The sequence below is a fragment of the Bradyrhizobium sp. CCBAU 25360 genome (assembly GCF_028128695.1).
Classification (GTDB): Bacteria; Pseudomonadota; Alphaproteobacteria; order Rhizobiales; family Xanthobacteraceae; genus Bradyrhizobium; species Bradyrhizobium ottawaense.
Window position 1 is genome coordinate 172342 of record NZ_LBJA01000043.1, and the last position, 18599, is coordinate 190940.

The following is an 18599-nucleotide window of genomic DNA, read 5'->3' on the forward strand; positions in this document are numbered from 1 at the left end:
CGGATATGGCCGAAAATACTCAAGTCGACGTCTCCAGGCTTACCTTCGAGCGCGCGATCGAGGAACTCGAAACGATCGTGAAGCGGCTCGAGGACGGCAAGGTGCCGCTCGAGGAATCCGTGACGATCTACGAGCGCGGCGAGGCGCTGAAGCGCCGCTGCGAGGAATTGCTGCGCCAGGCCGAGGCGCGCGTCGACAAGATCACCACCGATGCCAGCGGCCAGGCCACCGGCACCGCGCCGCTGGACGTGCAGTAGGAAAGCCGAGACTTTCCCGCTCAGTCTTCTGATGGCAGCCCCGAAACGTCATCACGTGGCCGCCCGCATCGATTTCACGATCGCACGGCGCTATCCCGCTGAGCGCCGCGGTTCCGTGCAGGCGGATCGGATGCCGCCCCTTCCGGAAATCGGTCCTTCAGGACCAAAAAAAGATCTCATTCAGGCGAAAAAGCCTGCCAGGGGACCCGGCAAGGCTGGAACCCATTGTCCCGGGCCACGGTTAACCACTCTGGCCCGCCGGTTGCATCTGCATACCCCCAATCGGTCCTGCGGGTTGGCTTTGGCCCAAGCTTTGGTGTAAAGCTGCGCGGAGTGTGGCTTTTTGCAAGCCTTGCGTGGGCAGAGAATTCCGACGACAAGCGCTTCAAACTGCTAATGAAATTGGCTGGGACGGACGAAGCCGATCTAAGTGACAGGGATCACAGAGACTGAACCGGAGCGCACTTAAGCTTACCTAAGCTTGAAGACGGGGCCTTGCCCCATGCAGGTGGCTCCGACGGTTTGAGGACTCGCGCTGCGCCGATATTGTGCAAACCCATCGCGCACCGGAATGACCTTCCGGCGCTGACAAATTGGAAATCGCCGTGAACGCATACAGTAAAACGCCGCTTCTCGACACCATCCGGACGCCGGACGACCTGCGCAAGCTCAAGATCGAGCAGGTTCGCCAAGTCGCCGACGAGCTGCGGCAGGAGACCATCGATGCCGTCTCGGTGACCGGCGGTCACTTCGGCGCGGGCCTCGGCGTGGTCGAGCTGACCACCGCGATTCATTACGTCTTCGACACGCCGCGCGACCGGCTGATCTGGGACGTCGGCCATCAGGCCTATCCGCACAAGATCCTCACCGGCCGGCGCGACCGCATCCGCACGCTGCGCACCGGCGGCGGCCTGTCCGGCTTCACCAAGCGCAGCGAGAGCGATTACGATCCGTTCGGCGCGGCGCATTCCTCGACCTCGATCTCCGCCGGCCTCGGCATGGCGGTGGCGCGCGACCTCTCCGGCGGCAAGAACAACGTTATCGCCGTGATCGGTGACGGCGCGATGTCGGCCGGCATGGCCTATGAGGCCATGAACAACGCGGGTGCGATGAACTCGCGCCTGATCGTCATCCTCAACGACAACGACATGTCGATCGCGCCGCCGGTCGGCGCCATGAGCGCCTATCTGTCGCGGCTCTACTCCGGCAAGACCTATCGCACGCTGCGCGATGCGGCCAAGCAGATCAACAAGCGCCTGCCCAAGATCATCGCCAACCGCGCCAACCGCGTCGAGGAATATTCCCGCGGCTTCATGATGGACGGCGGCACGCTGTTCGAGGAGCTCGGCTTCTACTATGTCGGCCCGATCGACGGCCACAATCTCGACCATCTGCTGCCCGTCCTGAAGAACGTCCGCGACATGGAGACCGGCCCGATCCTGGTCCACGTCGTGACGCAGAAGGGCAAGGGCTACGGCCCGGCTGAAGCCTCCGCCGACAAGTACCATGCCGTCGTCAAGTTCGACGTCGCGACCGGCACCCAGGCCAAGGCCAAGCCGAATGCGCCGGCCTACCAGAACGTGTTCGGCCAGAGCCTCGTCAAGGAAGCGCAGAAGGACGACAAGATCGTCGCCATCACCGCGGCGATGCCGTCGGGCACCGGTGTCGACATCTTCAACAAGGCCTTCCCCGACCGCACCTTCGACGTCGGCATCGCCGAGCAGCACGCTGTGACCTTCGCCGCCGGTCTTGCCAGCGAAGGCTACAAGCCGTTCTGCGCGATCTACTCGACCTTCCTGCAGCGCGGCTACGACCAGATCGTGCATGACGTCGCGATCCAGAACCTGCCCGTCCGCTTCGCCATCGACCGTGCCGGCCTCGTCGGCGCCGACGGCGCCACGCATGCCGGCTCGTTCGACAACGCCTATCTCGGCTGCCTGCCGAACATGGTGATCATGGCGGCGGCCGACGAAGCCGAGCTCGTGCACATGGTGGCGACCCAGGTCGCGATCGACGACCGTCCGAGCTCGCTGCGCTATCCGCGCGGCGAAGGCCGCGGCATCGAGATGCCCGAGGTCGGCATTCCGCTCGAGGTCGGCAAGGGCCGCGTGATTCGCCAGGGCAGCAAGATCGCCCTGCTCTCCTTCGGCACGCGCCTCGCCGAATGCGAGAAGGCGGCCGATGAGCTCGCAGCCCACGGCCTGTCGACCACGATCGCCGACGCGCGCTTCATGAAGCCGCTGGATACCGAGCTGGTGCTCAAGCTTGCCCGCGACCACGAGATCCTGATCACGATCGAGGAAGGCTCGGTCGGCGGCTTCGGCTCGCATGTCGCGCAGTACCTGACCGATCAGGGTGTGCTCGACACCGGCATGGTCAAGTTCCGCTCGATGGTGCTGCCCGACGTGTTCCAGGACCACGACACCCCGGCCGCGATGTACGGCCGCGCCGGTCTCGACGCCAAGGGCATCGTCGCCAAGGTGTTCGAGGCGCTCGGCAAGGACGTCAAGGCCGAGACGGTCAAGCTGGCTTGATCGTGGCTTTCTTCACCTCTCCCGCTTGCGGGAGAGGTCGCGACAAAGGCGCGGGTGGGGAAGCGCAGTTTCGCCGCGATTCGAAGCTTGCCTGAATTTCTCCGAAGCAGTCAGTCATGAAGATCTATCTGGCAGGCCCCGACGTGTTCCTGCCGGATGCAATCGAGATCGGCCGGCAGAAGGTCGCGATCTGCGGTCGCTACGGGCTCACCGGCCTCTATCCGCTCGACAACGCCATCGACCTCACCGCGCCCGATGCCGCACGGCAGATCTTTTGCGGCAACGAGGCGATGATGGATGCGGCTGACGCCATCATCGCCAATCTCACCCCGTTCCGCGGCGCAGGCGCCGATCCCGGCACCGTCTACGAGCTCGGCTACATGGCCGGCCGCCGCAAATTGTGCCTGGCCTATTCCAACGACGGCGCCGCCTATGCCGACCGCCTCGGTCGCTTCATGGAGGTCACCTCCGAGGACGGGCGGCTGGTCGATGCGCAGGGGCTGACGGTCGAGGATTTCGGCCACGTCGACAACCTCATGATGATCCATGCCCTGGAGCTGCACGGCTGCCCGCTGGTGACGCCGGCCGCGATGCCAATCGACGTCTGGCACGATCTGGCCGCGTTCGAGACTTGCGTCCGGATGGCGGCCGCGCGATTGATCGCTACATAAGCGACAAGCCCTGTCCTGGAGAGTCGATTGTCCCCTGCCCGCAAGCGCGCAGATGTATTGCTGGTCGAGCGCGGCCTGTTCGAGAGCCGGGCGCGGGCGCGCGCGGCGATCGAGGCGGGCCTCGTCACCGCCGACGACAAGCCGGTCGCCAAACCGTCGGAGACGATTGCCGAGGACGCCGTGATCCAGGCCGAGCCCGCGCACCCCTACGTCTCCCGCGGCGGCGTCAAGCTCGCCGGCGCGCTGGAGCGGTATCCCATCGAGATCGAGGATCATGTCTGCCTCGACGTCGGCGCCTCCACCGGCGGCTTCACCGAGGTGCTGCTGGCGAACGGCGCGAGCCTGGTGTTCGCCATTGACGTCGGCACCAGCCAGCTGCATGCCTCGCTGCGCGACCATCCCAAGATCGTGTCGATGGAGGCGACCGACATCCGCAGCTATGACGGCAAGCGGCTGCCGGCACGGCCCGATGTCGTCGTCATCGACGTCAGCTTCATCTCCCTGAAGACCGTGCTGCCCGTGGCGCTGTCGCTGGCCGCAGCACCAATGAGCCTGCTGGCGCTGATCAAGCCGCAATTCGAGGCTGACAGGAAGCACAACAAGAAGGGCATCGTCCGCGACGCCGCCGTGCACCGGGAGATCTGCGACGACATTGCCGCCTTTGCCGCTTCGCTCGGCTGCACCGACATCGAGATCTTCCCCTCGCCGATCACGGGCGGCGACGGCAATATCGAATTCTTCCTGGGCGCGCGCCGTGGTTGAGCGTCTCACCATCGACCATGTCGGCCATCGCGGCGACGGCGTCTGCCTCGACGCCGGCGAAGCGATCTACGTGCCCTACACGCTGGGCGGCGAGACCGTTGAGGTCGATCACGTCGTAGGCAACCATCCCGACCGCCGCAAGCTGCTCGCGGTCGACGTCGCAAGCCGGGAGCGCATCGAGCCGTTCTGTCCGCATTTCGGCGTTTGCGGCGGCTGCGCCATCCAGCACTGGTCGACCGAGCCATACCACGCCTGGAAGCGCGGCATCGTGGTGGAGACGCTGGCGCAGGCCGGCATCGATTGCGAGGTGGCGCCGCTGGTCGATGCTCATGGCGCCGGGCGCCGGCGCGTCACGCTGCACGGCCGCTTCGGCACGCATGATATCCTCAAGGTCGGTTTCTCCGCGACGAGCTCACACGACGTCATCCCGATCCATCGCTGCCCGATCCTCGATCCCGCACTCGACGGCGCGCTCGACGCCGCCTGGGCGCTGGCGGAGCCGCTGACGTCCAGGATGCCGGTGACCAAGCCGCTGGACATTCAGGTCACCGCCACCGCCAACGGCCTCGATGTCGACGTGCGTGGCTCCGGCCCGCTGCCGACGCCGCTCGTCACCGCGCTGTCGCGCGTCGCCGAGCAGCACCGCCTGGCGCGGCTGACGCGGCATGGCGAATTGGTGCTGCAACGCCTGGCGCCGACAATAAAGATGGGCCGCGCAGAGGTGACGCTGCCGCCGGGCTCGTTCCTGCAGGCGACCGTCGCGGCCGAAGAGACGCTGGCAGCGCTCGTCGCGGAACGCATCGGCAAGGCCAAGGAGGTTCTCGACCTCTTCTGCGGCGTCGGGCCGTTCGCCTTGCGGCTCGCCGAAAAAGCGCGCGTCACCGCCTATGACAACGACGCCGGCGCTGTCGCAGCGCTGGCAAAAGCAGCGCGCACGCCGGGCCTGAAGCCGATCAAGGCCGAGCCGCGCGATCTGTTCCGCCGCCCCCTGGTGCCGCCGGAGCTGCGCGACTTCGACGCCGTGGTATTCGACCCGCCGCGCCAGGGCGCGCAGGCGCAGGCGCTGAAGCTCGCCGCGAGCAAGGTACCCGTCGTGGTCGCGGTGTCCTGCAACGTCGCAACCTTTGCCCGCGACGCGCGGCTGCTGATCGACGGCGGTTACAAGATCGACGCCGTAGTGCCGGTCGATCAGTTCCGGCACACGCCACATGTGGAGCTGGTGGCGCGGTTCAGCCGGTGACGTTGCACGCGCCCGCTCACCCTCGTCCGGGCCGCTATGCTGACGGCTCGAATTGCGGCTGCCATCGCAACAAATAGGACTGCAGCGAGCGCACCGCGATCGCCAGCAGGATGCCGACGAACATCATGACGAAGATCGCGACCATCATCTCGCTGGCATTGGCGCGCGCCTCCGCTTCGATGATGAGCTTGCCGAGGCCGCGCTCGGCGCCGATGAACTCGCCGACGATGACACCGATCAGCGCGAAGGACACCGCCGGCAAAAGCGAAGCGAACACCCAGGCAAGCGCGGACGGGATCACGACGGTACGCAGCACGGTGAATTCGCTGGCGCCGAGCAGACGGGCGGCCGCGATCTGGTCGCGGTCGACCGCCCGCGTTCCCTCGAACGTGTTGAAGAACACCACGAAGAAAACGACGAGCCATGCGGTCGCGATCTTGGAGAGGTCGCCGAGGCCGAAGATCAGGATGACGAGCGGCACCAGCGCAATGCGCGGTATCGAGTTGAGCGCCACGATGTAGGGCCCGAACACGCGGGCAAGGAAGTCCGAACGGCCGAGGATCAGGCCGGCCGCGATGCCGCTCGCTGAGCCGAACAGAAAGCCCCACCAGGTATTCTTCAGCGTGACGAGCGTGGCGAGCCACAGATTGTTGTCGTTGCCCCTGATGCAGGCGGCAAAGCCGCCGGCGTCAGAGAAGCAGCCGAGCCGCAGAAAGCTCTGCCAGATCAGCGACGGCTTGGCGACGAAATAGGGATCGAGGATTTTGGGCACGTAAGCCCTCGGCAGCAGCGCCTTGCTCCATTCAAAGCCCCACTGCCAGATGACGAGCACGGCCGCGAGAATGGCCAATTGCCAGAACAGGATTACGGTGCGGCTGTTGGACATGGTCAGTCGGCCCTGGTGCGGCGGAATTCTTCGCCGAGGGAGTGCCAGATGTGAGAATAGAGGCGGCCGAATTCGGCGCTCTCGCGCACGGAAACGGGATCGCGCGGCCGCGGGATGGCGACGTCGAAGTCCTCCTTCAGGCGCCCGGGCCGCGCCGAAAGCAGGATGATGCGGCTCGCCAGCGTCAAGGCCTCGCCGAGATCGTGCGTCACGAACAGCACGGTCTGCCGCTCGCGCTCCCAGATCTCCAGCAGCGTCTTGTGCATCTCCAGCTTGGTGTGGGTGTCGAGCGCGCCGAACGGCTCGTCCATCAGCAGGATCTCAGGCTCCAAAATCAGCGTGCGCATCAAGGCGACGCGCTGACGCATGCCGCCGGACAGCATGCGTGGAAAGCTCTGCGCAAAGCCCGAGAGCCCCGCCTTCTCGACCGCCGCAGCGACGCGCCCGGCGCGCTCGGCCTTCGGCAATCCCGCGATCTCCAGCCCATAGCCGATGTTCTGCTCCACGGTTCGCCAGGGAAACAGCGTATCGCGCTGGAAGACATAACCGACCCTGGGGTTGACCTTGCCGGTCTCGACGGTGTCCTGATCGATCAGGATACGTCCACCCGAGCGCGGCAACAGCCCCGCCACCATGTTGAGAATGGTGCTCTTGCCGCAGCCGGACGGGCCGAGCAGCGCGACGAACTCGCCCTGCTTGACCTCGAAGGAGACGTCATCCACTGCCACGAACTCGTGGCCGGACGCGTTGAAGCGCTTGGCAAGTCCCTGCACGGCGATGCGGGTGCGTGCCGCTGTCGCTTCATCCTCGTCGCGCGCGAGCGCAAGACCCTGGCCCGGCGCGGCGATCATTTGTACTTCGCCCTGGCTGCCTGGAGGAAGCTCATGTCGACGACATCCTCGTATTTGGTCTCGGGAATATCCGTGCCCTTGCGGTACCAGGGCTTGGCGCCGCGTTCGAACGCGGGCTTGTCGATGACACCGTCATAGGCCCAGGTCGACTTGTCGAAACCGAGCTCGGCGCTGACCGCATCGGGGTCGATGCCCGAGAAATACTTCGGCGTGACCAGCGCCTGCACCTCCGCGAGCGGCGCAGCTTTCACGAACGCCATGGCGCGGTAGATCGCATTGACATAGGCCTGCACCAACGCCTTGTCCTGCTCGACCGTGTCCTGGAGCGTGTAGATCACGAGCACGGGCAGCGCGCCGCCGAAATCCTTCTCGAACACGCCCGGCTTGGACGTGTCGTAGATCGTCCTGCCAAAGCCCTTCTTTTCGACCTCGACGATCCAGCTCGGCGGCGCCATGATGGCGTCGAACTGCTTGGTCTGGAGCGAGGGGAACATCGTGTTGGGCCCCCCGCCCGCGACCCAGTTCACCCTATCACCGAGCCCGCGCGCCTCGAACACATAGGTGCCGAACACCCAGGTGCCGGAGCCGATGGCGGTGGCGGCAACGATCGGCTTGGCACCGTCAGGCCGCTTGTAGTCGGCAAGCTTCTCGACCGAATTGATCCCGCTGTCGTAGAGGTCCTGCCGGACCATGATGTTGGCGTAGGAGCACACCATCTCGGTGGCGAGCAGGATCTTGCAGGGCTTGCCGCGGGCGCCGAGCTGAAGCGGGTGGCTGGCATCGCCGTGCGCGAACAGTGCCTGCCCCGCCGCCAGCGTCTGGCGTCCGAACGTCCCGGCATTGCCGGTGATGAGCTTTGAATCGAGCCCCTCGTCCTTGAAGTACCCCTTCAGCTCCGCAATCATGCCGATGGCGTAGACAGGCGACACCGGTCCGAAGGCGAGCGAGACCTGCTTGCTTTGCGCAAGCAATCGCTCCGGCAACAGCGATGCTCCGGCCAATGCGGAGCCCGCGATCAGCGCCTGGCGCCTGGTAATGCTCATATGCTCCTCCTCCCTTGTTTCTTGTCCGATACGCCGATCGGTCAGGACGGCGCGACCTTGATCGTCCCTGCCTGTCGCAGCGTGTCGATATCGTCCGGAGACATGCCGATCTCGCTCAGTATCTCGCTGCTATGCTCGCCGATCCCAGGGGGATCATAGCGGTTGGGCAGCCGCCTTCCGTCCATGGAAATCGGCAACAACGGCGTCTTGGCCTCGTTACCGTCGGGCAGCCGAATGGCGGTCAGGCCGCCGGACTGGTTGAGATGCGGATCATCGAAGAGATCGCCGGGCTTGTTGACCGGCGCATAGGGAAGATCGAGCTGCTCGAGGCGCGCGGCAAGATCGGCCTTGTCCCACGGCTTGAAGATCTTCGCGATCTCGGGGATCAGCCAGCCGCGATGATCGACGCGGTCGTTGCTCGTTGCAAAGCGCGGATCAACGAGCCAGGCTTCACGATCGAAGGCGCGGCAGAACGCCTCCCATTGCTCTTCACCGACGATGGTGACGAACAGCTTCGAGCCGTCCCTGGTGTCGAAGAGATCGTAGACCGGCCATGGGCTGTCCTTGATCGAATACGGGATCGACGGCTGGCCGCTGACCACTTCGCACATCATGGCCTGCGCCATCAGGAACACGTTGTTCTCGTACAGCGCGCTCTGGATGTAGCGCCCCCGGCCGGTCCGCTGCCGCTCGGCCAGCGCAGCCTGGATCGCGATCACGCCGAACATGCCGCCCATGACATCGTTGACCGAGGCCCCGGCACGCATCGGGCGGTCAGGCAGGCCGGTCATGTAGGCAAGGCCCCCCATCATCTGCACCACCTCGTCGAGCGCGAGGCGGTTCTCATAGGGTCCAGGCAGATACCCCTTGAGCGAGCAATAGATCAGGCGCGGCGCGAAGGCCGCGACGCTCTCGTAGTCGAGGCCGATCCGCTTCAACAAGCCCGGCCTGAAATTCTCGATCATGACGTCGCTGCTCTCGATCAGCCTGCGTGCGACGTCCTGGCCTTCCGCGGTCGACGTATCCAGCGCGATGCTGCGCTTGTTGCGGCTGTAGGTGGCGAAGAAACCGGCGGCTGGGCCCTTGAAAGTGCGGGTGCGGTCGCCCTTGGGCGGCTCGACCTTGATCACGTCGGCACCGAGATCGGCGAGGATCAAGCCGCAGCTCGGCCCCATCACCATCTGACTGAACTCGATGACACGAATGCCGGCGAGCGGGCGAAGCTCCGATGCCGTCTCACGCGCAACCGGCGTCATGCCGCGCTCCGCAGGACTTTGGGAATGCCGGCCTCGTGCAGATGCCCCGACAAGTGTTTTGCCGGGATATGTCGGGCGAGAATCTCGCGCGTCTGCATCAGACGGTCGAGGTCGATGCCAGTGGAGAGGCCCATGCGCTCCAGCATGAACACGAGGTCCTCGGTGACGATGTTGCCGCGCGCACCGGGGGCAAAGGGGCAGCCACCGAGGCCTGACACGGCGGCGTCGAAGCGGCGAATGCCGGCTTCGAGACCGGCGACGGCGTTGGCAAGGCCGGCGCCGAGCGTATCGTGCAGATGCAGCCGCAACGTCATTTGCGGCCCGACCTCGCGTCGCACGGCTGCAACGATCTGGCCGATCAGCTTTGGGGTGGCGTAACCAACGGTGTCGGCAAGCCCGATCTCGTCGGCACGGGCCTCGGCAAAGGCGCGCGCCACCCGGCACACCGCCGCTTCACTGACCTCGCCTTCGAGCGAGCAGCCGAAGGAGGTGGATATCGCGCCCATCAGTTGCAGACGCTGCCCCACGGGCCGGGCGTCGATCGCGGCGCGAACCGCGCGAAATCCCTCGATCTGCTCATCGACAGTCCGGCGCACATTGGCCTGGTTGTGCGTCTCGCTCGCCGAGATGACGAAATAGATGACGTCGACACCGGCGGCGATGGCACGCTCGGCGCCCTTCACGTTCGGCACCAGCGCACCGATGGTTGCCGACCTGTGCGTGAGCGCGTGCGCCATCACCGTATCGACATCGGCGAATTGCGGCACGACCTTTGGCGGCACGAACGAGCCGGCATCGATCTCGCGCACGCCGGCAGCAGCGATCGTGTCGATCAAGGCGCATTTGGCTTCGGTCGGAACGAAGATGTCGAGATTCTGCAGACCATCGCGGGGAGCGACCTCGCAAATATGGACATCCGGCGCGCGTGCCATCGGGCTCTCCCTGGATCGATTGTATATTGTTGCGTAAAAGAACAATCCATGGGACAGTCTGTCAAGCCCTAAACTTTGCGTGCACTGCAATGACTGCATCCGACAGTTCCCGACAGCGCGGCACCCGAACCGACGGTTCCGAACGCGCCGAGCACCTCGCCGGCCTCATCATGGCGTTCGCCCGGCGCGAAGGCATGAAGGCCGGCGACCGCTTGATCGAACAAAGGCTTGCCGACGCGCTGGACCTTTCACGCGCGCCGATCCGGCTCGGCCTCAAGGCTCTGGAGGCCGCGGGGTTGGCGCGCGGCGAGCCGCATCGCGGCTTTGTGCTGGCCAAGAATCCCACAAGCGGCGCAGCCCAACCGGCGCTCGCCGCAGTCAGGCGCAACGAGCAGGTTTATGCGTCCGTCGCAGGCGACGTGCTCGCGAGCCGGCTGCCGACCGACGTTACCGAGGCGGAGCTGAAGCGCCGCTATGACGTCACGCGGGCCGAGCTGCAGCGGCTGCTGGACCGGATCGCTGCCGAGGGCTGGATCGCACGCCTGCCGGGCTATGGCTGGCGTTTCGCAGAGACGGTCTCGAGTCCCGAATCTCAAGCACAGGCCAAGGCGTTTCGTGCGGTGATCGAGCCGGCGGCAATCGCGCAGCCGGGCTTTGCCCTGCCGCAGGAAGTGATCGTACGTCTGCGCGAGCGCCAGCTGCGCGTCTTCGAAGGCGAGCTCGAGAAGATGACGATCGGCGAGATCTTTCACTCCGGCTGCGAATTCCACGAAGACATCATCCGCGGCGCCGGCAATCCCTTTTTTCTCGAAGCGCTCAGGCGCGTGAACTCGATCAGACGCCTGTTCGCCTATCGCAGCTTCGCCGACCGCGACGGCATGCGGCGTCACGTGCGCGAGCATCTGCGCCTGCTCGACATTCTGGAAACCGGGCGTTATGCCGAAGCGGCGGAACTGATGGCCAAGCACCTGCAGCGGCCCCTGGTGGCGGGCTTGTCGTGATGCTCAAGCCAGGATTCCCTGGACCCGCCATCCGATCTTGATTCCGCTCAATCGTTCTGGCGCCCGTTGGTGCTAGAGGCTTGCTGTGCAAGGGCATGGAGCGGACGTTTGTGGTTGACCGGCGACAGTTCATCGGGGCCGCGCTCGGGTTGCCCGCGGCTGCGATCGGCGGCTTCCCTGCCGCAGGGGCAACGATGACCTATGACGAGGCAGTGACGACGTCTCGGGCTCCGCTGCAGGCCGTGCCGAGGGATCGCGAGCTCGTGCGCTTTGCCATCCTCGCCGCCAACAGCCACAACACCCAGCCGTGGATCTTCTCCGCTCGCGGCAACGAGATCGCGATTGCACCGGACTTCACGCGCCGCTGCCCGGCCGTCGATCCGGACGATCATCACCTCTTCGTCAGTCTCGGCTGCGCCGCCGAAAACCTCATCCTCGCCGCATCCACGCTGGGCTGGCGTGCCGATCCGGTCATTGACGGCGACCGGATCGTGATCGCGCTTGAGCAGGCCCCGCCGGCCGCATCGGCGTTGGCGGCCGCGATTCCGGTCAGGCAATGCACCCGCGCGGCGTTCGACGGCAGGCCGGCCGCAACCGAGTCCTTGCGCCAGCTCGAAAGCGCCTGCCGCGAACCTGATGTCGCGGCCATCCTGATGACCGAGCGCGCCGCGATCGCCGGGGTCACCGACTATGTGCTCGAAGGCAACTCCGTGCAAATGCGCGACAAGGCCTTCATGCGCGAGCTCGTGAGTTGGATTCGCTTCAACGAGACGGAGGCGCTCGCGACCATGGACGGGTTGTTCTCGCCCGCCTCGGGAAACCCGTCTCTGCCGTCATGGCTGGCACGGCCGCTGCTGAAGTTCTTCTTCACGGAGCGCAGCGAAAACAAGAAGTACCGGGAACAGCTCGCCAGCTCTGCGGGCATCGTCGTGCTCGCGGCCGATCGCAGCGACAAATCTCACTGGATTGCGGTCGGCCGCGCCTGCCAGCGCTTCGGCTTGCAGGCGACCGCGCTCGGGCTCAAATATTCCTTCGTCAACCAGCCGGTCGAGGTGGCGGCGCTGAGGCCGCAATTCGCGGCCTCAATCGGACTCGGCGAGCGGCGTCCCGATATCGTGATGCGTTTCGGGTACGGCTCAAACCTGCCGAAATCGCAGCGGCGTCCGCCGGAGCTCGTGATGCGATCCTAACGCCGAAGGCCGCCCAGGACCGGCGACTCGCCGGGCAGCATGTTCGATCTGATATCGCTGTCCATGCGACCCGAGTCCGGCTGGATGAAACCGGCGCCGAACGACAGACTGAGGTTGGAGGTCGGTTTGAACTCGACGCCCGCAAATGCGCTGGTGCCGGGTGCCGCGCCCGACGTCAGCGGCGCCACCGAGCTGCCGATGCCATTGCCATATTTCAACGTCTCGAAGCCGGCAAAGAACGTCACGGGCAAGCCGCCAGCTGACTTGGTGGTGTAGCCGAACTGCGTGCTGTCATAGGAGAGCGCGCTGAAATTGCCGGCAAGTCCGCTCTGACTAAGCCCGGTCTGACTGAGCCCGCTCCAATTGAGGTTGCCGCGCTGGCTGCCGACGAAGAAGCCATTCGCAAAATTAGTGCGCCCGCCTGCGTCACCGGCATTGAAGCTTGGAAAATTGCCGTAAGGATCCGAGCTCTGGCCATCGCTGCCGCCAAAGCCAAACGGTCCGCCCGGTATGACATACCTCAGCGGTGCAACTTGCGCATCAACGGAGGTGCCGCCGAGCCAGAGCACGGCGAAGATGGCTGCAAGACCGCATGAAGTTGCAAGGCGGGACATTCAGGTAACCTTCGAAAACCTCGCAAATCATACCCTCCGGCGATGAGGAATGCCAGCGAGGCTGCGCCGGCATCGCCTCAGCCGGGTTCCGGGATACCCATGCCGAAGGTGAGCTGATTGCCATCGGCATCAACGATGTCGAAATCGCGCATGCCGTAATCGCGATCCTCCGGCTGGTTGATGGGCCTGGCGCCACGGCCGGACAATTCGGCATAGAGCTGGTCGACGTCGCGGACGAAAATGCAGAGGCCGCCCTGCCCGGGCAATCGTTTCGTCCTGGCCGCTGCAAGCAGATGCAGAGCGACAACGTCGCGGCAGAGGCAGGCATAGGACAAGGGCGCACCATATTCGAAGGTGACCTCGAACCCGAGCACGTCGCGGTAATAGGCGAGGCTCGCGGCGATGTCGGAGACGACGAAAACGGTGGCGGAGCCGGCCATCATGGGATGTTCGTCGGTCATCTGTCCTCTCCAAGTCGCGAGCAATCTCCCGCACGCAGCCTAGCATGCGCGCCCGAGGTCTTGCACGGGTCGCGCCGCAACGTAAGCTGGTCATGAAGCGGGCCCTCTTGCCGCTGACGATGCCGCATCTGACGGAACGGACTGACGATGTCTGGCGGCTGATCGGCGATGGGCCCTTGCGGCCGCCCGCGAAGTCTTGCGCAAGATCGAGGGGCAGTTGAAGGCGCTGCCCCAATGAAGCATGGAGAACTCGGTGACCTCTGACAATCCCGTCGCCTACGAATGCGTTGGCAACATCGCCCGCATCACGCTGCGCCGCTCGCCCGTCAATGCGCTGAGCCTCGAGATGATCCGCGCAGTTGTTGCCGCCTTCCGCCGCGCTGCGGACGACGACGGCGCACGCGTGGTCGTGCTGGCGAGCGCAATTGCAAAACGTTTTTCGGCGGGCCTCGACCTCGACATCCTGCTTGGCAGATCCGGCGCCGAGATCCGGGAATTCCTCCAGGCGCTCTATATCGACCTTTACGATGCCCAGTACGGGCTCGGAAAGCCCTCGATCGCCGCGGTCGGCGGTGCGGCGCGGGGCGGCGGCATGACCATGGCGGTGTCCTGCGACGTGGTGCTGGCAGCCGAGAGCGCGACGTTCGGCTATCCCGAGATCGACGTCGGCGTCATTCCCGCGATCCACTACGCGCATCTGCCGCGCATCGTCGGACGACACCGCGCCTTCGAGCTGCTGTTCACCGGCCGGGTCTTCAGCGCCATGGAAGCACGCGATCTCGGCGTGGTGAATCGCGTCATCGCGGATGCGGAGCTCGAGGCCGAGATCGCGAAGCTCGCTGCGCAGTTCACCGGCAAATCAGCCGCGGTGCTGCGCATGGGCCGCGCGGCCTTCATGCGCCAGATCGATCTCGACTATCGCCGCAGCATTGCAAGCGCCGTGGACGATTTCTGCAACGTCGCGACGTCGGATGAGGCGCAGGAGGGCTTGAGGGCGTTCGTGGAGAAGCGGACGCCGAAATGGTGAGGACAGCAGGCCCCGCGCGTGTCGGGGCGCCGCGCGTTCAGGCGGTCCTGTCGACGGAGGACGACGTGTCGGCCGGCGGATATTTCGTCACCGGCACCATGAAGGATTTCGTGCCGACCTGGTAGATGACCTTGCCGTTCTGCCCGTCATCGGTCGCGATCTGCGTCTGCCCGAACATGATGACGTTCTTGTAGACGTAGCCGGTGCCCTGGCGCGTGACGCCGTCGGTGGTGACGCTGACCTGCGCTTCCTTGCCATTGACCGCGAGCACCTTGAAGCTCGCGCTCTTGCCGTTGGCGCTGGAATAGCCGCCCCAGCTTCCCATGAGGCGACTGTCGGAAGCCGGCGGGGCCTGCTTCTCGAGATTCGCGGTCTGCTTGCCGGCGCCCCCGAAGGAGAACAGCATCACCATGTTCTTGCCGTCCTTGGTGCCGACCGTGACCCCGCCAAAAGTGATAAGTGTGCCCTGAACCTCGGCAAAGCCGCGCTCGGTGTGCCCGTTATGGGTGTACTCGACCTGCGCCCGGGCGCCGCGGATGTTCACGACCTTGAAGCCGACGGGCTGGTTGTTGCCCACCCAATTGCCCTTCCAGTCGCCGACCAGAGCACTCTGGTGATACAGCCGCTCGTTGGCGGGCGAAATCTGGTTGGTGCTCGATGTGACGGTGGCCATTGGACTGCTCGGAGACAGGTCTGACAAACCCGCTTTCGTTCGCCTCAGCAGATGTCAGGGTGCTGGCTCGAAACGGACAGAAACCACGCGATTAGGGACACGCGCCGGTTAACGATCGATTAATTTCAACTGCCGGGTGCGGTGGGGCAAATGATCTCATCTTCGGTAGGCGCGGGCATCGTCCGGACAACCCGAGTTCTAGAAGGCGAGCCTCAACCCGCCGCGCCCGCCATAAACCACACTCGAGTCCGACGCCTTCAGGTAGTCGCCAGAGACGAAGAAGCTGGCCGCGCCTCGGCTGAGCTCGAGGCCGCCTCCGCCCAGAACACCCCAGATCGTGTCGGCGCCCGGCGTTGCGAACGGAATGGCCTGGCCGAGCAGCGTGGCGTTCACCGCCGCACCGCCCACCCGTTGCGCGCCGAGCACGCCAACGCGGAGGCTCCCGGTGATCACCGCAAAGTCGGCGCTACGGATCGTTCCCGATAATTTCAGCTCAGCGCGCTCCTCGAGCTCCGACAGCCGGCGTCCGCCCACCGTCAGACTCGCCGTCGAAGCGCTCTCGTTGTAGCCGCCGAGGTTGCCGGCGAGATAGCGGATGCGTCCCACCGGGGTCAGCCGCCACGTCGTGCCGCCCATCTCGCCCAGCTCGATGTGACGCCCGAGACCGAGTTCGGGGATCGCGTACAAGCCGGCGTAGTCGCCCAGGGCAGTCTCGATCCCGGTCGGCGCCAGATTGTTGCTGACCACGCGGGAGCTATGTCCTGACAAGCGGCCGAGCTGGATCATCATGTCGAGGAAGGTGTCGCCGAACGTGCCGCGGGCGAAGGCGCCGCCGAACGCGACATCCGAGCTGACGCCGTTGAGATTGAGATCCTCCGTGCTCCGCATGGCGCCCGCGCCGACGAACGCGCCGAGACGAAAGAACGGATTGGCCTGCCAGTCTCCGCCGATGAAACCGCCCTGGAAGCGATTGACGGTGTGGAGCAGCGGGCCTGTTGCCGATTGATCTCGCTCGCCGGCGAAGCCGCGCGCCCACATGCTCACTCCGCCGCCATAGACGGCCGTCGGCCCCTGCGGCGTCATCACCGCGGCGAAGGCCTCGCGCGCGCCCTGCGCCGGTCTGACCCCCGTGGCGTAGCTCATCGCCGGTCTCGCAGCGGGCGGAGGCGGCTCCGCCAGCGGCAGCGCCGACGTCACCGCCGCGGAGAACGCCAGGATGTTGCGGTTGGTCGCCGCGAAAGGCGTGGGATCGACCGTGACGACCCGCGATCCCTGCACGATGTAAGGCCCCGCCGAAGTGACGGTCACGCCCGCGAGCGAGTTGAAAGTGTAATTGAAGTTGCCACCGCGGAAATCCACCCGATCGGCGCCGCCGCCGAGATCGATGCGGCCGATGATCCGGGAGCCGGCGAACGAAGTGAGCGTATCGGCCGCAGAACTTAAGGAAATCGCCAGGCTGCTGATATTCGCCGCCGCTATCAGGCCGGCATTGCTGATATCGGCCCTCAACGCATAGATCGCCGAAGCGCCGGGATCGCTGACCGACACCGTGCCGGTGTTGAAGAGCGTGAGATCGACGGTTGTGATCGCAATGCCCCGCCCCGCGATCGTGCCGGAATTGTTGATCGCGGCGATCCCGGCATCGATCGCAACCGCGTTGGAGAGGATCGCGCCGGAATTGTCGATAGTCGCCGAGCTCACCGAAACGGCGGAGACGCTTCCCGAGACGGTGCCGCTATTGACGAGCTTGACGCCAGAAAACGAAGCGATGCCGTAGGAGCCGCCGGAAATGCTGCCGCTGTTGGTGATGTCGCCGGCCCCGACGAGGTTGATGGCCCGCAAATTCCCGACGATCGAGCCGGAGTTGACGATGGTCGCGCTCGCGGCACTGAGGCCGTCGGAATTGCCGCGCACCAAGCCTGAATTCGTCAGCTTCAGGCTGCCGCTGAGATCGATGCCGGGGCCGCCGGTGGCGGTGATGGAGCCGGAGTTGGCGATGGTGGCCGTGGCGCCGTGAACACCTGACGTCACGCCGCTGATCGATCCGGAATTGGCCAAGGTGAGGGCCGTAACATCGATCGCCGCCGCGGTGGCCGCGGCGATCGAGCCCGAATTGGTGATGGCGGCGGTCGGTGCGAAGATCGCCGTCGTCTGCCCGCTGATCACGCCCGAATTGACCAGCGCGAGGTTGACGAATGCATCGATGGCGGTGCCGCCGGTGCCGCTGATCGTGCCCGAATTGACGATGTTGCCAACGTTGGTGAAGATGCCGAACTGGCCCGAAACGCTGCCGGAATTGTCGAGGTTCAAGGTGAAGCCGGAGGTCCCGATGCCGATGCTGGCGCCACTGATCGTGCCGCGATTGGCGATCGTTGCGCCCGCGGAATCGACGGCGGTGCCGCCGGACAGGATCGTGCCGCTATTGTCGATCGTCGCGCCGTTCACCGACAAGGCGGCATTGTCGCCATACACCAATCCGCGGTTCGCGAGCTTGACGGTGGAAAACGAGAGAATGCCGTAATTGCCGGAAATGTTGCCGCTGTTGATGATGTCGCCAAAGCCGCTCAGGCTGATCGCCTGGCCGGACGTGCCGACGATCAAGCCGGAATTGGCAATGGTCGCAGTCGCCGCGCGGACACCGTTCTGGCTGCCTTGCACGGATCCCGAATTGGTCAACGTCAGGCTGCCGCTGAGATCGATGGCGGTGCCTCCGCTCGCGAAGATCAGGGCGGAATTGGTGATCGTGGCCGTGGCGCCGAGAACGCCGGACGTGACGCCGCTCACCGTGCCGCGATTCAGCAGGCTCCCGGTATTGAAGGTGATGCTCGCGGCACCCGCCGTGACCGTGGCGCCGGTGTCCACGGTGACGTTCAGATTGGTGAAGCCGGCACCGCCGTAGCCGCCCGCCGTCGCGCCAGTGCAGACGGCCGACACATCGTTCCCGGCCGCGGGCGTGCATGCGGCTTCGGCCCGTGCCGTCAGCAGCATCGAGACGGAAGCGCAGGCGGCGGCGATCGCCACGCAGCGTGCTGCTACGGCGCCAATTTTCGAAGCCATGTGTGCTGGGAATGATGCGGCAATTGCGTGTGCGAGATGGGAAACGAAGAGAAACGAACACTCAACTCTTAGGTTGCTTTGCAACGGCCGGCAATCGAGTTGGAACCGGGTCGAACGCGGCTCGCCCGGGTTGTGGCTAATCCG

General features: G+C 65.3%; 17 protein-coding genes. 8 read left to right on the top strand and 9 right to left on the bottom strand.

Annotation, left to right across the window (positions count from 1 at the left end; translation table 11 throughout):
* Window positions 1-5 precede the first annotated feature (5 nt).
* The 5 genes from XH81_RS27780 to XH81_RS27800 all read left to right on the top strand — a co-directional run bounded on the left by XH81_RS27780 (window position 6) and on the right by XH81_RS27800 (window position 5464).
* Window positions 6-257, top strand: a complete 252-nt coding sequence (locus XH81_RS27780; RefSeq protein WP_008132970.1) for an exodeoxyribonuclease VII small subunit — start codon at window positions 6-8, stop codon at window positions 255-257.
* 605 nt (window positions 258-862) lie between these two features.
* Window positions 863-2791: a 1-deoxy-D-xylulose-5-phosphate synthase gene (dxs, locus tag XH81_RS27785; protein WP_028144212.1), complete on the top strand. Its 1929-nt coding sequence runs from the start codon at window positions 863-865 to the stop codon at window positions 2789-2791.
* Window positions 2792-2907: 116 nt separating this feature from the next.
* Window positions 2908-3462: a nucleoside 2-deoxyribosyltransferase gene (locus XH81_RS27790; RefSeq protein ID WP_028144211.1), complete on the top strand. Its 555-nt coding sequence runs from the start codon at window positions 2908-2910 to the stop codon at window positions 3460-3462.
* 27 nt (window positions 3463-3489) lie between these two features.
* A complete protein-coding gene (locus tag XH81_RS27795; protein WP_028144210.1) occupies window positions 3490-4224 on the top strand; it encodes a TlyA family RNA methyltransferase in 735 nt (244 codons plus the stop codon).
* The gene (locus XH81_RS27800; protein WP_028144209.1) at window positions 4217-5464 is read left to right on the top strand and encodes a class I SAM-dependent RNA methyltransferase; all 1248 of its coding nucleotides are present in this window, start codon (window positions 4217-4219) and stop codon (window positions 5462-5464) included. The genes XH81_RS27795 and XH81_RS27800 overlap by 8 nt, the downstream gene beginning before the upstream one ends.
* A gap of 34 nt (window positions 5465-5498) precedes the next feature.
* Here XH81_RS27800 and XH81_RS27805 read toward each other — a convergent pair whose 3' ends face one another.
* Genes XH81_RS27805 through XH81_RS27825 form a run of 5 tightly spaced genes read right to left on the bottom strand, consistent with a single transcriptional unit; the run spans window position 5499 to window position 10432 of the window.
* The gene (locus tag XH81_RS27805) at window positions 5499-6350 is read right to left on the bottom strand and encodes an ABC transporter permease (protein ID WP_028144208.1); all 852 of its coding nucleotides are present in this window, start codon (window positions 6348-6350) and stop codon (window positions 5499-5501) included.
* A gap of 2 nt (window positions 6351-6352) precedes the next feature.
* Window positions 6353-7201 carry an ABC transporter ATP-binding protein gene (locus XH81_RS27810; RefSeq protein WP_028144207.1) on the bottom strand — a complete coding sequence of 283 codons (849 nt, stop codon included), beginning with the start codon at window positions 7199-7201 and terminating at the stop codon, window positions 6353-6355.
* Entirely contained in the window at window positions 7198-8244 is a 1047-nt protein-coding gene (locus tag XH81_RS27815) for an ABC transporter substrate-binding protein (protein ID WP_028144206.1), read from the bottom strand. Before XH81_RS27815 ends, XH81_RS27810 begins: the two co-directional genes overlap by 4 nt.
* Before the next feature lie 41 nt (window positions 8245-8285).
* Window positions 8286-9500 (bottom strand): CaiB/BaiF CoA transferase family protein, encoded by a 1215-nt coding sequence (locus XH81_RS27820; protein WP_028144205.1) that lies wholly within the window; start codon window positions 9498-9500, stop codon window positions 8286-8288.
* Window positions 9497-10432: a hydroxymethylglutaryl-CoA lyase gene (locus XH81_RS27825; protein ID WP_028144204.1), complete on the bottom strand. Its 936-nt coding sequence runs from the start codon at window positions 10430-10432 to the stop codon at window positions 9497-9499. Before XH81_RS27825 ends, XH81_RS27820 begins: the two co-directional genes overlap by 4 nt.
* An 89-nt stretch (window positions 10433-10521) precedes the next feature.
* On the opposite strand from XH81_RS27825, the gene XH81_RS27830 reads away from it, so the two are divergent.
* Both XH81_RS27830 and XH81_RS27835 read left to right on the top strand, forming a co-directional pair.
* On the top strand, window positions 10522-11433 hold the full coding sequence (locus tag XH81_RS27830; RefSeq protein WP_028144203.1) for a GntR family transcriptional regulator: 912 nt from the start codon (window positions 10522-10524) through the stop codon (window positions 11431-11433).
* 95 nt (window positions 11434-11528) lie between these two features.
* Entirely contained in the window at window positions 11529-12623 is a 1095-nt protein-coding gene (locus tag XH81_RS27835) for an Acg family FMN-binding oxidoreductase (protein WP_028144202.1), read from the top strand.
* Here XH81_RS27835 and XH81_RS27840 read toward each other — a convergent pair.
* The gene (locus XH81_RS27840) at window positions 12620-13237 is read right to left on the bottom strand and encodes a hypothetical protein (protein ID WP_028144201.1); all 618 of its coding nucleotides are present in this window, start codon (window positions 13235-13237) and stop codon (window positions 12620-12622) included. The two genes, XH81_RS27835 and XH81_RS27840, sit on opposite strands and share 4 nt — an antisense overlap.
* A 77-nt stretch (window positions 13238-13314) precedes the next feature.
* Window positions 13315-13698 (bottom strand): bleomycin resistance protein, encoded by a 384-nt coding sequence (locus XH81_RS27845; RefSeq protein ID WP_028144200.1) that lies wholly within the window; start codon window positions 13696-13698, stop codon window positions 13315-13317.
* Between the two features lie 253 nt (window positions 13699-13951).
* On the opposite strand from XH81_RS27845, the gene XH81_RS27850 reads away from it, so the two are divergent.
* Window positions 13952-14725 (top strand): enoyl-CoA hydratase/isomerase family protein, encoded by a 774-nt coding sequence (locus XH81_RS27850; protein WP_028144199.1) that lies wholly within the window; start codon window positions 13952-13954, stop codon window positions 14723-14725.
* Between the two features lie 37 nt (window positions 14726-14762).
* Here the strand turns inward: XH81_RS27850 and XH81_RS27855 are convergent, their stop codons facing one another.
* The gene (locus tag XH81_RS27855; protein WP_028144198.1) at window positions 14763-15398 is read right to left on the bottom strand and encodes a hypothetical protein; all 636 of its coding nucleotides are present in this window, start codon (window positions 15396-15398) and stop codon (window positions 14763-14765) included.
* A gap of 198 nt (window positions 15399-15596) precedes the next feature.
* Window positions 15597-18455 carry an autotransporter outer membrane beta-barrel domain-containing protein gene (locus XH81_RS27860; protein ID WP_028144197.1) on the bottom strand — a complete coding sequence of 953 codons (2859 nt, stop codon included), beginning with the start codon at window positions 18453-18455 and terminating at the stop codon, window positions 15597-15599.
* Window positions 18456-18599: the final 144 nt, after the last annotated feature.

What these genes read in the sequence shown, in the direction of transcription:
- XH81_RS27860 (WP_028144197.1), bottom strand. Translation starts at nt 18,455, where the DNA reads ATGGCTTCGAAAATTGGCGCCGTAGCAGCACGCTGCGTGGCGATCGCC.
- XH81_RS27810 (WP_028144207.1), bottom strand. Translation starts at nt 7,201, where the DNA reads ATGATCGCCGCGCCGGGCCAGGGTCTTGCGCTCGCGCGCGACGAGGAT.
- XH81_RS27780 (WP_008132970.1), top strand. Translation starts at nt 6, where the DNA reads ATGGCCGAAAATACTCAAGTCGACGTCTCCAGGCTTACCTTCGAGCGC.
- XH81_RS27840 (WP_028144201.1), bottom strand. Translation starts at nt 13,237, where the DNA reads ATGTCCCGCCTTGCAACTTCATGCGGTCTTGCAGCCATCTTCGCCGTG.
- XH81_RS27820 (WP_028144205.1), bottom strand. Translation starts at nt 9,500, where the DNA reads ATGACGCCGGTTGCGCGTGAGACGGCATCGGAGCTTCGCCCGCTCGCC.
- XH81_RS27790 (WP_028144211.1), top strand. Translation starts at nt 2,908, where the DNA reads ATGAAGATCTATCTGGCAGGCCCCGACGTGTTCCTGCCGGATGCAATC.
- XH81_RS27845 (WP_028144200.1), bottom strand. Translation starts at nt 13,698, where the DNA reads ATGACCGACGAACATCCCATGATGGCCGGCTCCGCCACCGTTTTCGTC.
- XH81_RS27855 (WP_028144198.1), bottom strand. Translation starts at nt 15,398, where the DNA reads ATGGCCACCGTCACATCGAGCACCAACCAGATTTCGCCCGCCAACGAG.
- XH81_RS27805 (WP_028144208.1), bottom strand. Translation starts at nt 6,350, where the DNA reads ATGTCCAACAGCCGCACCGTAATCCTGTTCTGGCAATTGGCCATTCTC.
- XH81_RS27835 (WP_028144202.1), top strand. Translation starts at nt 11,529, where the DNA reads ATGGAGCGGACGTTTGTGGTTGACCGGCGACAGTTCATCGGGGCCGCG.
- XH81_RS27830 (WP_028144203.1), top strand. Translation starts at nt 10,522, where the DNA reads ATGACTGCATCCGACAGTTCCCGACAGCGCGGCACCCGAACCGACGGT.
- XH81_RS27815 (WP_028144206.1), bottom strand. Translation starts at nt 8,244, where the DNA reads ATGAGCATTACCAGGCGCCAGGCGCTGATCGCGGGCTCCGCATTGGCC.
- XH81_RS27825 (WP_028144204.1), bottom strand. Translation starts at nt 10,432, where the DNA reads ATGGCACGCGCGCCGGATGTCCATATTTGCGAGGTCGCTCCCCGCGAT.